Below are 14,449 nucleotides of genomic sequence, written 5' to 3'. Positions count from 1 at the left end.
TCATGGTCGGCATTTCACGCAGTGCCCGCAAGCTTCCGCGCTGCCATCCTTTTTAATCACCGGCCGCTCACAGCTCCAGCAAAGCCCGCTAATCCTGGTTCCGAGATGCTTTTTTATCTCACTTTTCCCCATAACATCGAAACGGAAAAAGGCCGGCACCGTATAGGGATGGCAGCTGGCGGCCAGGCAATTCAGTATGAATTCCGTTTCAACCGCCCCCCAATCACCCTCATCCTCAAGGCTCGACGCCAGGGTCCAGCGATCAATGGCATAGCCCCTGTCATTATAAAAAGACAGATTGACGATACCGGCCTCAAAAGCACAGGCCATCCGGGGATCAGGGGGGAGCGGGAACTTCTTCCGGTCCATTGTCGATTTGGTAAACAGGAACGGCCTGACATCCCTTGCCAGGATAGCGGCGATCTCTTCACAGGCCTGCAATTCAGGCCGGTCCCGGCCGGAGGCCTCCAGCATACAGACATGATGCGCGATGACTTCATCATCGGTCTCGGTCAATAGACGGTGCAGCGCTTGGGTGCTGCTCACCCCTCCCGACCACATGACAAGTGAAACCCGTTCCCTTCGTTCAATCATCAGCCCGCCGGAGGCATCCTGCGTCCGCATCATTTGTCGACGCCGGTCCGGCTGAACATGGAAGGGATCCAGGTTTCTCATCTCCCGCGGGAGATTGCGTTGCGGTCGATCTCGCTCAGGCAGCGGGAACTGATCCGGGGCAGGCCTGCCGTAGCGCCAGGGCAATCGCGGTTCATGACCGCCGGGACCGGCCATACCGCCCTCCTTTGGCCGCTTTGCAACACAGATCAGACCGTCAAACCCGGTTTCCCCAGAGTGGAAAAAGCGGATGCCGACGAATCCCAACCGTTCAAGCCGTACCGCCAGGCTCTCGCTGGTGAGCGCCTCATATTCCTGACATTCAATTTCCGCCCGATCCCCGCAGACAAGATAATGGCGCAGTTCATGGCGCGGCCGACGCGGCGTGCCGCCCCAGCGGCGTCGGGTGAAATAAAGATATTCCTTATTTCCGATAAAAATGCTGCGTGCCGGACTGCAACTTTCATCGCCGTCAACAGCCATGGCAACATCATAGTCGGTAAAGCCAAGCAGCAAGACGCCATCAGCGTCAAGCAATCGGTATGCCCGGGAAAGCTGCTCGTCCAGATCACGGGCGACATCCACCCGAAACAAATCGCCGGAAAGATCCGAAATCAGCCCAAACTGACCGTCGTATTCAGTGAGATCGACAAGCGCAGCATTTTGAAGATCCACCACGTAGCCATACCGTGCCATCCGGGATCGAGCAGCCGCCAAAAAAGTCTGGCGGCAGTCAATTCCCGTTACGCCAAAGCCCCTGCGAGCCATAACCGCTGTCAATATTCCGGTTCCGCATGACATATCCAGCGCCGGCCCTTTATCTAGCATTGCCTCAAGAAACGGCCCCAGAATATCGTCCAAGCGCTGCTCGGCGCTCCCCTCCCCCGGCCGGTGGATATTGGGATCCAGCCAGAGCCTGCCGCGGAGAATCAAGTCACCCTCTAGGTCCAAATCGTTTTCTGGCTGCTGCACTAAGTCTGTCCTCAAGCAAGCGGACCAACCGGCCCCCTTCAGTTCATGGCCTGCCGGCAGATCAAATGCGCGCAATCCTCCAGAAGATTGCCGCTATATAGATCGCTGTCAGTATGATCGAGCAAGAAGGTTGAACGGTATTCCCGCTTGATACTCTCCTTCTCCAGGATCTTGTCCAAGACGGCCCGCACCTCATGCAAACGATCGGCATGGCATTCACGAACAATCGCCAGCGCATCGCGGTAATGCGCAGCTTCATCCCGGGCCACATCACGCAGAAATTGTGAAACCCCCGCCGCGCCAAGCCGATCATAAAGCGCATATTCCTTCTTATAGACCCGGGTGGTCACCAATTCGTCAAAGGCAATCACCGTGCTCAAGGTAAACTCATCTTCCAGGAACGGTGCCAGATCCGAGAAATCCGGACTGCGGCCACTCATCTTACGGTCAAATTCAGCCGGCTCATAGTCAAAGACAATGCAGTAAAGATGTCGAAAGCCCAGATAATGCTGTTCTTCGTCATCCCGCCAATTCTCAAGATATCGCCAGAATCTGTCAGAAAAATGCGGCCGCATTTTCTGTAGGTAAGCGAACAGAAAACGGGCGTCATACTCGGTCTCTGCCGTGTCCCAGATATATTCGTGCAGTTCCGCCCGGTCAGAGCCGGAGAGATCCAAATCCCCCGGACGCACGTCAAATATCGTGCGGCATGCACTGCGCACTTCAAACCGATTAGATGCATCCCCCTTCATCGTATCAACCATGATGTTTCCCCGCCAAAATTCCCATTAAAACGCCGACACGCCCCCCAAAACAACATCGGCTGTTATAGGATCGGGGCATGCTGAAAACAAGATCTGGAACGGTAGTTAGTTATGGTCACCCATGCCGAAATATTTATTGAGTCTCTCTGCAAACAAATTCTTCTCAAGAAACGGGCATGCTGGCCGCTGGAGTACAAACGCCCCCGCGAAATGATCAATCTTCAATAATATCAGAACGCCGCATCAGGAAGAGACGCGCCTGGTCGCAGTGAATGTTGGGGATACTGCCCTTCAAAACTTCCAGCAGCAGCACAACTGCGGCAAAGATCGCACCCGGGTTTCGGGGAATTTCATGTTTAAAGACATACCAAGTGTAGAAAAGATCCAGCAAGATGCCGTGCTCGCCAAAATCCCGCGGTCCGTCCGGATCCTTTTGCGCGTTTTCATGCGCCGTCTGGATCAATTGATAGACTTCAGGATGATCCTGAATGGCCTGCGCAAAGCCAACAACCATCCGAACCGGAACCTCTAAAACCTGATGACTTATTTCAGGCCCGGCCGAGCCAGCCCCTCTGTCACCTTGTTTCCGTTCCCAGGCGACCTTAAGTTCGCTGGTTTCCGAAATCCAAGAGTATTTCTCGTTAAGATCATCAAGGGTCATTTAGGAGTCTTCCAAAGCTTTTACGCCGGAGCAAACTCCATTGATCGGCCCCGTCTGCCTATGCTGAGCATTCGTTGATCAGCCGGTCCAGGTCCTCCAGCGGTGCTTCATAGATATCGTGCAGTTTGTTGTAATTGCTTTTCACGTTGATCTCGGTTTGGCCCCCTTCCAGTGCCGTAAGCGACATCTGCCAGGGATTGCTCCGAGAGGCACTGGTGGCCCCAAAGGGACCAACATGAACAATGTTGAAATTGGGGCGGATCACATAAACCGGACCAAAGGATTCACCGGTGGCTTCGTCGTAAATCTTATTAGGGCCCAGCAAATCCGGAATAGCCACATCCCGCAGGCCCGTGACGATACAATTCCCCAGTTTCTCATGCGCCACCGCAGCCTGTTTCGGATAATTCGGCACCTGCACCATGCTGTCAACGAGCATGGCCGTGCAGGCGGTGAGGCTCAGCATCGCCAGAGCGGAAAACAACATCGCCAACCATTTCACAGCAAGGCGACTTCTGGAAAAAATAGGGAGAAACACAATCAGCCAAACCTATTATAGTGTCTTGATTTCGCTGATTTTAGGAGATGCAAAACCGGGTCGGCAAGAATAATTTCAACTCCCTGCCAGATCCACTCTCAATGCGGCCGGCAGGTGGCGCGCTGGCCGGTAGCGTTTGCATTATTCAGGTTCTCGATCACATCGGCCAGGTCTGAGGCCGGCACCGGTTTGGAGAAATAAAAGCCCTGAACGCTCTCACAGCCCGCTTCGATCAGGAAATCCAGTATCCCGGCCACTTCCACCCCTTCGGCACAGACCTTCAGCCCCAGTTGATGGGCCAATTCAATGCTGGCGCGGATCACCGCGCGGGCCTCTTCATGCTCGTCCGCCTCACGCACAAAGGATTGATCGATTTTCAATTCGACAAAGGGCATACGGTAAAGCTGAACCAATGAGGAATAGCCGGTCCCGAAATCGTCACAGGACAGAGAAAACCCCTTGAGACGCAGCCGGGTCAGGATATCCATCGCCCGGCTGGCATCCTCCATGGCCGCCGACTCCGTTATTTCCAGAACGATCCAATCCGGTTGCGCACCGTGCTGGCGGACCAGTTCGGCAATCTGGTCGGGGAAGCTGAGATCGGTCAACAGGGCCGGCGAGATATTGACTGCAATGGACAGATTCAGCCCCCCACCTCGCCAATCCGCCAGACGGGCCGCAACCTGTTCAATCATCGAAAAGGTCAGCGGCCCGATCAGCCCCTCTTCCTCGGCGCGCGGAATAAAATCCGCCGGCCCAAATTCACTGCCGGGCCATCGGGCCAGGGCCTCCGCCTCCAGGACCGCCTGGTCGCCGTGACCGTCTAATCTGACTTTGGGCTGGAAAAATGGCTGGATCTCACCTTGTCGAATGGCCCGGCACAGTTGATCGGCATTCAAACCACCCGCTTCATCAGCAGCTTCTTCCAATAATGTTTCCAGGTCTGAGATGGCAAAGGGTTTGTGCAAAGATCCCGCCATCTCCAACTGAAATTCCCGGCCCAGCCGCATGGCGGACGCCACAACTTTATTGTCAAAACCACTGATAATGACAATGCGCGCCTGACAACCGCGCTGCCCCAGGAAGCGCAGGATTTCGACACCATCCCCGCCGGGCATCGCCAGATCCAGGGTGATGAAGTTGGGTTGGAATTCATCATAGACCGCCTGGAAATCAGAGACTTCATCGACCCTACGCACCTGATACCCCAGATCCTCTGCCAGGCCACCGATCAAATCCAGCATACCAACCGTATCATCCAGTACAATTAGGCGTTTCTGTTTCATCTCAATCGGCCTCCATCCGCTCTTCGACATCAGATTGCCCCAGCAATGACAGTAACTTTGAAACCAACAGATTGTCGGGACAGGGCTTTAATACCAGCTCAAAGGGCGCATCCTCCTCCAACACGGCGGCACGCGGATATCCTGACGCCAAAAGAATGGGCAGGCCTGGCCGCAATTTCACCGCCTCCCCCGCCAATTGTATCCCGCTAAGGCCCCCTGGCATCACCACATCACTGAACAGAATATCAATGGCCGCGTCCGATTTCAGAATCTCGATCGCCTCCGGCCCGTTGGCGGCCTGGATGATCTCGAAACCGCTATCCTCCAACAGCATCACATGCATTTGGCGCACTTCCGGCTCATCTTCGACCACCAAGACCGTCTGGCCGCTGCCCTGCAGGCGCTCGGGCGCTTCTTCAACCACCTTGGTCTCGGTCGCATCCCGGTTGACCGGCAAAAAGATCTGGAAGGTGGTGCCTTCATTCACTTCGCTATAGACCCTGACATGCCCCTTGGATTGGCGGACAAAGCCATAGACCATACTGAGGCCCAGCCCGGTACCTTTGCCGACATCCTTGGTGGTGAAGAAAGGATCGAATATCTGGGCCTGCACATCCTTCGGGATGCCCGGCCCGTTATCAGTCACAGATACAAGAATATACTCCCCAATCTCAACCTCTGGATGTTGCTTGGCATATCGTTCATCCAGCGAGGTATTTTCCGTGCTCAGCAATAGCTTGCCACCGTTTGGCATGGCATCGCGGGCATTGACTGCCAGATTGAGCAGGGCGGATTCCAACTGGGTTTGATCCACCAGGATCGGGGCGGCATTGTCACAAAGCGTGGTATCGATCTCGATATGTTCGCCCAAGGTGCGGCGGAACAGCGCGATCAATCCTTCCACCAGTTCATTGATGTCCGTCGCTACCGGGGTCAGTTGCTGTTTGCGGGCAAAAACCAGCAATTGCCGGGTCAGGTCCGCGCCCCGACCGGTGGCTTTAAGCGCGCTTTCAATCAGTGGCGAAACCCGTTCATTATCATTGGACCGGCGCTGGATCAGCTGCAAGTTGCCCATGATAACCGCCAACAGGTTATTGAAATCATGGGCAATGCCCCCGGTCAGCTGGCCAATGGCCTCCACTTTCTGGACCTGGAGAAGCTCATTTTCCACCCGCTTTTTATCCGTGATATCCAGCACCACGCCGAGAGAACGGAAATTCCCTTCTTCATCTTCATCCGACACGGCGGAAAGCGCCACATCCATGGCACTGCCGTCTTTTTTCAGGAAGGTATATTCAATATCGTCAATATACCCTTCCTGATAAAAACGCGGCAGGATCTCTTCTTCGGCTTTTTTCGCGGAATCCTGTTCCATGAAAGAGATCAGCCGGCGACCCAGCACCTCCTCTCGGCCAAATCCCATCGCGCGCAGCCAATAGTCACTGACCGAAATCAAACGCCCCTCTTCATTCACCGAATGCAGCATGACGGGGGTGGAATTATAAAGATGCCGAAACCGGGCCTCGCTACGGCGCAGGTTTTCAACAGAATTGATCTGCTCGGTCACGTCATTGATCACCCCAACGAAATTGATCAGGCGCCCACGGCTGTCCCGTACGGGCGAGATGGAAACCTCATTCCAGAACGGGACGCCGTCTTTCCGGTAATTCTGGAGACGGACCTTGACCGGCTCTTCATTCTTCACCGCTTTTTCCAGTACCATGACCATATCGGGATCGGTCTCATCCCCTTGCAGGAACCGGCAGTTCATCCCCAGCACCTCGGCCGCCTCGTAGCCGGTGATCCGCTCAAAGGCCGGATTGACATATTGCAAACCGTTATCGGCCGAAACCGCATCGGTGATGATGATACCGCAACTGGCGGATTCGATTGCCCGGGTCAGAAGATGCAGCCTTTCTTGCGCCTGTTTCCGCTCGGTGATCACTTCCGTATACATAATGATGCCGCCAATGGCGCCGTCGGATTCATACCAAGGATGGATTTCCCAGCGCAGCCAGACATCAACACCATTCTGGCGGATGAAATGATCCTCTTCACAGCGCTCCGTCGCGCCTTTCATACCTCTGGCGTGGCTTTCCTTCCATTCATCCGGCATATCGGGCAGCACATCATAATGGCATTGCCCGATGATGTTTTGATCGGTCAGGCCAAAATCGCGGCACCATCGGTCGCTGTGCAGGATATAGCGCATTTTGCGGTCGAACATAGCCACCGCCGCCGGGGTGTGGCGGACGAAACTGACCAGCTTTTCATGGCCGGCGGCGAGATCCCGTATCATTTGTTTGCGAGCGGAGATATCCCGGACTACGCCGATATAGACTTTTTCACCGCCCAGCATCATTTCACCGATAGCCAGATCCAGTGGCAAAGGCGCCCCGTTCGAATGCTGGCCGGTAATCTCGCGGGACCCTTTACCGATGATTTTGTTTTCCTTACCCGCGGCACGATTGCGCAAATAGCCATCATGCAAGGAGCGATGCGGGTCCGGCATCAGAACCTTCACATTCTGGCCGATCACCTGTATTTCCGAATAGCCGAAAATCTCCTCTGCCGCCTTGTTGAAGGTGCGGATGCTGCCATGCCTGTCAATCGTGATCACGCCATCGGGCACATTCCGGCTTATTCCTTCCAGGGCCTCCTGTTCGGTTTCAACCCGCTCGGCCAGCGGCCTCAGGCTAAAGCGCCAGACCAGCAAAAGAAGAGCCAGCAAAGCCCCCAGGGACAGCCATTCCCATCTCTTCATCCCCTGCACCAGGCGCTGGTTTTCCTGGGAAAATTCTCCGGTCAGGGCATCAAGCGCCCGGACCAGATGGTTCCGTTCCTGCCAGAGGCCGGTCAGCCGGGCCTGGATATCGGCCCGATCGATAGCGCCTTCCGCGATCATTTCCCGAATGGTGGCGAGATAGGTCTCGATGCGACGGTCCAGGTCGTGGGGGGCCTGGAAATAGATCTCCTTAACCTTGGGATTCTCGCTGGCCATGAGGTCGTATTTCCCGCCGCCATTCAGCAGGGCATCATGCACATGCCCCAATTCATCGGCCACATCCTTGATCTCGCTGACAACGGCGCGGCGGTCTGCCTCGGCCTGTTCAATGGCCAGCCTGGTCATCAACGCATCTATGCGGGTGGTCAGCATGCGTTGACGGCCGGAATAGTCGATGGTTTTTCCGGCTGTTTCCGCCTCGTTTAATATATATTCAAGGGTAAGTCCGCCCGCGAGCACGGGCACGAACAAAATGAAAAGAGATAATAATAACCGCGCGCGCAGCCATGACAGCATGACACAGACCTTTTTAAAGCCTGCCTCAAACCCGCAATGCATCGAACATCTCCGGATTCACCAATCCACTGGCTTAGAGATTACACGGGAAAATCTTGAAATTTCATTAACACCGGTGATCCGTCCGCCTCAGACCACCTGCAGATGGCCCATCATACCGGAAACCTGATGTTCGATGATATGACAATGGAACATCCAGTGACCCGGATTGTCGGCCACGAAGGCCGCCCGGACCCGTTCATCCGGGCGCAGCAACACTGTGTCCGTATGAAAGGGATCGACCGCCCGCTTGTTCGATTCCAGTATCTTAAAGGTCAGGCCATGAATATGAATGGGATGGGTATGGGGGGTATGATTGGCCAATTCGAAGATATAGCTCCGCCCCATTTCAAGAACATCCAACGGCGGCGGCAATATTGCATATTCCGGCCAAGCGATCCCGTTGATGGTCCAGAAGGTCGGCACCTTTTCGTGAATGCCGCCACAGATCGCATAACCGTCCCCCACACCGCTGTCGAAGCGATAGGTAATTTCCTTTGCCGCGGCCAGATCCGGTTCCGGGATCGGGTTCAAGGGCAGCCGGGGCATGGCGCGCCTGACATCCACATCATCCGCACGTTCCGCCTGGAAACGGCACATCTCCCAGGGTTTTGAAGAGGAGGTATTGCGGAAGGCAAAGACAGCACCAGGACGATCCGGCACTTTCACAGCAACATCCAGACGCTGTCCCGGACCGATATGTTCCCGCCCAAAGGGGCTGGGGCTGGCGATCGGATTGCCGTCAACCGCGATCACAAAGGCTTCGGGCATTTCCACCGCATCCAGGATGATCTTGTAGACCCGTGTCAGATCCACATTGATCAAACGAAGGCGCACCCAGCCACCGGCTGGAACATGATAGAGCGGGTTTATCTGGTGATTGACCGTCCGGATATTGCCGAACGTGCCGGCACGCGACATGCCGCGCTTGCTGGTGATCCGGCCAAATTCACCGGTATCCGTTAACACCCAATCCTTGAGCATCAAAGGTAAATCCAGGTCAAATCCAGGATCCTCGCGCTCTTCCACGATCAATACCCCGTTTAAGCCGCGCGCCATCTGATCCAGGCTGTCAAAATGCGGATGGAACCAAAAGGAACCAGCATCCGGCGGCGTGAATTCATAATGAAAACTGCTGCCCGGCGCCACCGGATCCTGGGTCAGGAAAGGCACGCCGTCCATGGCGTTATCGAGGCGTATTCCATGCCAATGAATGGTGGTCGGTTTTTCCAGATCATTGCGAAATCGAACCGTGAACCGCTCCCCCTGGCGGGCCCGCAAAATAACCGGCCCCGGACTATTGGCATAGTCAAAAACCTCGGTTACCGCCCCATTGGCCAGTAGCTGTTTCTTGGCGCTCCTTGCCGTCAAATCCACCACACGGGAATTCAGGCCGTTGGCATAACAGCCCCCCAGCAACGGCAAGACGCTGCCGGCGGCAAGTCCTTTAATAAACTGGCGACGGTTCGCAGGCATGATTTCCTTAGCCCCTTCTCAACAATGGAGGTTTGAGATAACTGATATAGATAATCAATTGCAAGAAATCGCTGATCTGAATCAAGCTTGACCTGGATGTTCGATCCACTAAGCTGAGGCTCTTCTGATATATCAAGCAGCGATACAATAAGGGGCCAGGGGCTTGGGCACGGAACAGATGCGCGGCATATTCTATATGCTCGCGGCGATGGCGGTGATCTCCGTCCAGGAAACATTGGCGAAATATCTTGGCCAGTATCTGCCGGTGATGATGGTGCTTTGGGCACGGTATCTGGGCCATCTGATCTTGATGGTGATCCTGCTGTGGCCCAAGCACGGCACCAGTCTGTTCCGCGCCAGCCGCCCGATGATGCAGGCCGGCCGATCCCTAATCCTCATGATTGACAGCCTGCTATTTTTTACCGGCCTGACCATGATCGGCCTGGCGGAGGCCACCGCCATTTTCTTTACCGTGCCCATGTTGGTGGTGGTGCTCTCGATCCCGATTCTGGGCGAGCGGGTTGGCTGGCGATCATTATGCGCGACCTTGGTCGGCTTCATCGGCACCCTGGTGATCGTGCGTCCCGATATCGGCGGTACTGACATGGAGGGGCTTGGCACCGGCGCGCTATTTATCCTGGCTGCCGCTTTTTGCATGGCGACCTTCAATGTCACGACACGGAAACTGGCGAACAGTGACCCGATGCCGGTGACCCTGTTTTATACCGCCTTGATCGGCGCCGTTGCCTCCAGCCTGGCGGTACCGTTTTTCTGGCAAATGCCGGAAGGAACCAATGTCTGGCTGGCGCTTGTTGCCATCGGCCTGTTTGGCGGGCTGGCCCACAGTCTGATCATCGCGGCCCATAAATATGCCGCAGCCACCACAGTGGCCCCCTTCATGTACAGCCAGATTTTCTGGGCGCTGCTGTTAGGCTGGGCGATGTTTGATTCGCTGCCCGATATCTATGCCTGGGTCGGTGGTGGCATCGTGATTTTGAGCGGGCTCTATCTGATCCACCGGGGGCGTGTGGATGGGAAATCACCGGCCCCCTGATCAGACCAGTTCCTGATAAAGCTCCATGGTCTCCGCCGCGATGATCGTATCGGCAAACTCAGTTTCTGCGGCATTCCGTGCGGCCGCCCCCATGGCGCGTCGCAGATCTGGGCTGTTCGCCAGTTTCTCCAGGGCGTCGGCCAGTTCCACCGTTGATTTTAGAGGCACCAGCAGGCCTGTTTCCCCTTCGCGGCAAACCTCGCGGCAGCCCGGCACATCGGTTGCCACCATCGGACGGCCGCAGGCCGCCGCCTCCAGCAAGGATTTAGGCAGCCCCTCCCGGTAGGAGGGCAGCACCGCGATATGGGCATCTGCGTAAACAGCGGCGATGTCATTGGATGGCCCCAACACCTCAACAACGCCTTCTGCGGCCCATCGGTCCAATACCCCTTGCGGGATCGATGCCGGGTTATCATCAGTTGGCCCGACGAGCCGGATGGTGACTGGCGCATTGCGTTTCCGGAGGATCCGGGCCGCCTCAACCAATTCCCCAATGCCTTTGTCCCACAGCATGCGGCTGACACAGACCGCAACCGGGGTACCGACCGGTTCAGGCCTGACCGAAAACCGGGCCAGATCCACACCGGACCCGCGAATGACGCGGATATGATCCGGCCTGACCCCCATTTCCCGCATGAACAGTTTTTTGTCATCGCCGTTCTGCAGGATCAGACGGCTGCATCTCCGATTATTGAGCAGGCGAAAAGCCAGCTTGATCACCGGGCGCAGGATTTTCACCTTCGGGCTGTCAGAAATGAACATAAAGCCCATGCCAGCCATGGCATTCACCACTGCAGGCACTCCGGCCCGCCAAGCAGCAATCGCGCCATAAAGTGCAGGTTTCAGCGCTACGTGATGCACCAGATTTGGTTGGACCTGCCGGTAGAGCCGCAAAACAGCCATGAGGGTTTTGGAATCCCTCACCGGGTTCAAACCGCTTCGGTCAAAGGGGATGTCGGCCAACTCAAATCCCTCTGCCCGGATGCGATCACCATGATCATTGACCCTGGTGGCAACAACAACCCGCGCACCAGCCTGCTTGGCCGCCCGGGCAACCGGCAGGCGATGGGACCAGAAATACCAGTCCTCGGTAACCAGATAAAGGATTGTCTTTCCACGTAAACTCACATTGTCACCCATGACATTTCAGACCCTGTAGATTGGTCCAGAAGATACCCTTCCCCCCCCCTTTCGTCACGGGTTCATTACCCAATAGCCGGGCAATTCATCTGCTTGGCACATCTGACAATTGTTCATCGGTGGTATTCTGATAATAATATTAACAAATGATTAACAATTGAACCTAATGTAGTATCATAGCGACCAAACCAATTGAACAGTTCTATCCATGATATTGGATCTTAGACTGATCTGTTCGGAAAATCGGCTTTGACGAAGGTGTTGTTGCAACCATGAATAATGCTTTTAATAGCTTTATCACATTTGTTTTTCTCTTTTAAGGAGAATCCCAGAGAAAAATCAGCATATTCCTGACCTGAGAGCGGTTTTTCACCGAGGCATGTGCTGATATAGTTGAATCAACCGGTGGATGGTTTCGATGAGGCGTATCGGAGCCACGGCTCGCAGGAAAAAGACAAGAGCTGGGGGCAGCTTTAATACTGATTGGGGACCTTAAGTTGAGCTATCCCATCTTCCAGCATTTCAGTCCTATTTGGAAAGAGTTGGTCACGGCAAACACGGTTGATGAAACTAAATCAGCCATTGTTCATATCTGTGAAACCCTTGGTGCTCTCAGAGTCAGCTGGACCGACAGGCATTTCAATTTGGGCGATAAAGGCAGCATGTCCGTTGTCCGGCACCATCACAATCATGCCTGCCTCGACAAAGAAACCGATGAAATGCTGGTGGAGCATTATATAGACTCCCCCCTGCCGCCACCCGACTATCGCAATCCAGACAATTATTACGGCCGGGCACTGCGCAAGGACAATCTCTTGCGCCACACACTCATGCCAACGGACAATCGGCATTTCCACGATCGTCTATTATATAACTATCAATCCATGGCGCATTGGAACGTCAAAGAAATGATCCTGGTGCCCCTGCCGGGGCTGGATCTTCAGGACAATATTTCGACGGTTAACTTCGTACTCGACAATGTACCGGAACCCGGCATGGAAGAGAGTTTCCGGCTGGCTTCGCAAATGCTGCGGACGGCCTGGAATCTTAATCATACCCAGCGGGTGAAACGGTCGGTTCAGCTATCCCAGAAGGAATGGCGCGTAGCGACATGGGCCATAGCCGGCAAGACTTTGGAAGAGATATCAATCATCACATCCATTCCAGCCCGAACCGTGCGGCATTATCTCTATAGCGTGCGGGACCGCTACGGATATGCCACCGTTCAACAGATGCTGATCCGGGTCGCCAAGGATTACAATATCGACCCCTGATATCTGCCTTTCGGAGCCAGACGCGCCGACGGTGCCCGAAAGGCGAGAGAATAACTCAGCCCAGGGAAAAGAACAGAATTGTCCCCCAGAAAATCACGGAAAAGAACAAGGCCACCAAAAGCCCCTTCATGACTTCAAAAGAGTTATCCTTTTCATCATGCTGCAGATGCCCCGAAGAAAGGCTCTGTTGTTCACGCCCATAGATATTCTGCCGGGGGTATTTGTCACATTTTGTCAGCCTAGACATAACTTTCTCCAAGCGCCCGCCATCCAGTATTGGAAAAAAACCTTCCTACCCCTCAGAAGGACTGGGAATTCTTGCCCGGAATTGCTCTGCGGTCCTGCAAATGCTCCAGCAGCCGGTAGAGCGCGTGTATCAAATCACCGTCAACGGGTTCACTCACCCGTTCGCGCTCATTGAGCATTTTGGAAAGCTTGTCCGGCTCCTGGCTGGCTTGCCGGCGGTCGTCGAAGGAACGGAACTGATAGCGGCGCTGGCTCCAGCCAACGGATTGGCGCCCTCCACCTTCACCACGCCGGTCGCGTCCACAGCGGCGGTCAATGAAAAGATTAGAGTTTTGAGCACAGAGGCCTGTAGCCAATAAGACAAGATCATCCTTGCGATTCATGATACATACCCTTTCACCGTGCATGCCCCGTTAATAACTTGTTAACAATACTGCCTCATCCCGCTTTCACCGGCAATTGTCATATCCGTCAAGGTGACTTCAAGTCATTGATATACAAACAACTAACGTCCATTTTATACTCACATCAGGACTCAAGAATCGTCACACTATCCCCTTCTTTGACACCTTCCATCACCACATAGGAATGCGTGGTCAACACGCCCGTCAGACTGGTCAATTGCTCGCCCAGGAAATGCCGGAAAGCGGTCATGTCCCGGACCCGGATCTTCAGCAGGTAATCAAAACCACCCGCCACCATATGGCACTCCACAACCTCTGGCAGTTCACGCACCTTATCCCGGAAGAGATCAAAGACATCAGGCGTGGTCCGGTCCAGGGTCATCTGAACAAAAACGGTGAGGGCCTGCCCCAGCTTGGCCGGCTCCAAGATGGCTTTATAACCTTTAATGAACCCATCACGCTCTAACCGTCGGACACGCTCTAAACAGGGCGTCGGGCTGAGATTCACCATCTTGGCCAAATCCACATTGGATAGCCGGCCGAAGTCCTGCAACGTGCGTAAAATCTTCCGGTCGATCCGGTCCAGTTCCCTTACTTCCGACGCCATAACAGAATATTCCACTATAGTTTTCAAAAATTGATGGCGATAATATCGTCAATTATCGCAAATCAGAAGCACATT

The 14,449-nt window shown here is 54.7% G+C and carries 13 protein-coding genes; 2 read left to right on the top strand and 11 right to left on the bottom strand.

Annotated features, from left to right (window positions below):
• From DFP90_RS20580 to DFP90_RS20550, 7 genes are all read right to left on the bottom strand, one after another.
• Positions 1-1,584 carry a class I SAM-dependent methyltransferase gene (locus tag DFP90_RS20580; RefSeq protein WP_115939022.1) on the bottom strand — a complete coding sequence of 528 codons (1,584 nt, stop codon included), beginning with the start codon at positions 1,582-1,584 and terminating at the stop codon, positions 1-3.
• A 38-nt stretch (positions 1,585-1,622) separates the two neighbouring features.
• On the bottom strand, positions 1,623-2,348 hold the full coding sequence (locus DFP90_RS20575) for a hypothetical protein (RefSeq protein ID WP_115939020.1): 726 nt from the start codon (positions 2,346-2,348) through the stop codon (positions 1,623-1,625).
• 214 nt (positions 2,349-2,562) lie between these two features.
• Entirely contained in the window at positions 2,563-3,009 is a 447-nt protein-coding gene (locus DFP90_RS20570; protein ID WP_115939018.1) for a hypothetical protein, read from the bottom strand.
• A gap of 58 nt (positions 3,010-3,067) precedes the next feature.
• Positions 3,068-3,496 (bottom strand): hypothetical protein, encoded by a 429-nt coding sequence (locus DFP90_RS20565; protein WP_147301076.1) that lies wholly within the window; start codon positions 3,494-3,496, stop codon positions 3,068-3,070.
• A 149-nt stretch (positions 3,497-3,645) separates the two neighbouring features.
• Entirely contained in the window at positions 3,646-4,833 is a 1,188-nt protein-coding gene (locus DFP90_RS20560) for an EAL domain-containing response regulator (protein ID WP_181905482.1), read from the bottom strand.
• A 1-nt stretch (position 4,834) separates the two neighbouring features.
• On the bottom strand, positions 4,835-8,176 hold the full coding sequence (locus DFP90_RS20555; RefSeq protein WP_115939012.1) for a hybrid sensor histidine kinase/response regulator: 3,342 nt from the start codon (positions 8,174-8,176) through the stop codon (positions 4,835-4,837).
• A gap of 87 nt (positions 8,177-8,263) precedes the next feature.
• Positions 8,264-9,649, bottom strand: coding sequence for a multicopper oxidase family protein (locus tag DFP90_RS20550; protein WP_115939010.1), 1,386 nt, complete (start codon positions 9,647-9,649; stop codon positions 8,264-8,266).
• 163 nt (positions 9,650-9,812) lie between these two features.
• On the opposite strand from DFP90_RS20550, the gene DFP90_RS20545 reads away from it, so the two are divergent.
• Positions 9,813-10,703, top strand: a complete 891-nt coding sequence (locus DFP90_RS20545) for a DMT family transporter (protein ID WP_115939008.1) — start codon at positions 9,813-9,815, stop codon at positions 10,701-10,703.
• On the opposite strand, the gene DFP90_RS20540 is transcribed toward DFP90_RS20545, so the two are convergent.
• Positions 10,704-11,843 carry a glycosyltransferase family 4 protein gene (locus tag DFP90_RS20540; RefSeq protein WP_115939006.1) on the bottom strand — a complete coding sequence of 380 codons (1,140 nt, stop codon included), beginning with the start codon at positions 11,841-11,843 and terminating at the stop codon, positions 10,704-10,706.
• A gap of 497 nt (positions 11,844-12,340) precedes the next feature.
• Between DFP90_RS20540 and DFP90_RS20535 the strand changes: the two genes are divergently transcribed.
• Positions 12,341-13,117: a helix-turn-helix transcriptional regulator gene (locus DFP90_RS20535; RefSeq protein ID WP_115939004.1), complete on the top strand. Its 777-nt coding sequence runs from the start codon at positions 12,341-12,343 to the stop codon at positions 13,115-13,117.
• A 55-nt stretch (positions 13,118-13,172) separates the two neighbouring features.
• On the opposite strand, the gene DFP90_RS20530 is transcribed toward DFP90_RS20535, so the two are convergent.
• From DFP90_RS20530 to DFP90_RS20520, 3 genes are all read right to left on the bottom strand, one after another.
• Positions 13,173-13,364, bottom strand: a complete 192-nt coding sequence (locus tag DFP90_RS20530; protein ID WP_115939002.1) for a hypothetical protein — start codon at positions 13,362-13,364, stop codon at positions 13,173-13,175.
• 52 nt (positions 13,365-13,416) lie between these two features.
• Positions 13,417-13,746, bottom strand: coding sequence for a hypothetical protein (locus DFP90_RS20525; protein WP_115939000.1), 330 nt, complete (start codon positions 13,744-13,746; stop codon positions 13,417-13,419).
• Positions 13,747-13,891: 145 nt separating this feature from the next.
• Entirely contained in the window at positions 13,892-14,374 is a 483-nt protein-coding gene (locus DFP90_RS20520; protein ID WP_115938998.1) for an Lrp/AsnC ligand binding domain-containing protein, read from the bottom strand.
• Between the last annotated feature and the right edge of the window lie 75 nt (positions 14,375-14,449).

The organism is Aestuariispira insulae, assembly GCF_003385955.1.
GTDB classification, from domain to species: Bacteria; Pseudomonadota; Alphaproteobacteria; order UBA8366; family Aestuariispiraceae; genus Aestuariispira; species Aestuariispira insulae.
Note: the sequence above shows the minus strand (reverse complement) of the source record. Positions and strands in the feature narration are given on the sequence as shown.

Coding starts and splice junctions, on each gene's coding strand:
- DFP90_RS20525 (WP_115939000.1), bottom strand. CDS start 13,746: ATGAATCGCAAGGATGATCTTGTCTTATTGGCTACAGGCCTCTGTGCT.
- DFP90_RS20540 (WP_115939006.1), bottom strand. CDS start 11,843: ATGGGTGACAATGTGAGTTTACGTGGAAAGACAATCCTTTATCTGGTT.
- DFP90_RS20550 (WP_115939010.1), bottom strand. CDS start 9,649: ATGCCTGCGAACCGTCGCCAGTTTATTAAAGGACTTGCCGCCGGCAGC.
- DFP90_RS20530 (WP_115939002.1), bottom strand. CDS start 13,364: ATGTCTAGGCTGACAAAATGTGACAAATACCCCCGGCAGAATATCTAT.
- DFP90_RS20520 (WP_115938998.1), bottom strand. CDS start 14,374: ATGGCGTCGGAAGTAAGGGAACTGGACCGGATCGACCGGAAGATTTTA.
- DFP90_RS20575 (WP_115939020.1), bottom strand. CDS start 2,348: ATGGTTGATACGATGAAGGGGGATGCATCTAATCGGTTTGAAGTGCGC.
- DFP90_RS20560 (WP_181905482.1), bottom strand. CDS start 4,833: ATGAAACAGAAACGCCTAATTGTACTGGATGATACGGTTGGTATGCTG.
- DFP90_RS20570 (WP_115939018.1), bottom strand. CDS start 3,009: ATGACCCTTGATGATCTTAACGAGAAATACTCTTGGATTTCGGAAACC.
- DFP90_RS20555 (WP_115939012.1), bottom strand. CDS start 8,176: ATGCATTGCGGGTTTGAGGCAGGCTTTAAAAAGGTCTGTGTCATGCTG.
- DFP90_RS20565 (WP_147301076.1), bottom strand. CDS start 3,496: ATGTTGTTTTCCGCTCTGGCGATGCTGAGCCTCACCGCCTGCACGGCC.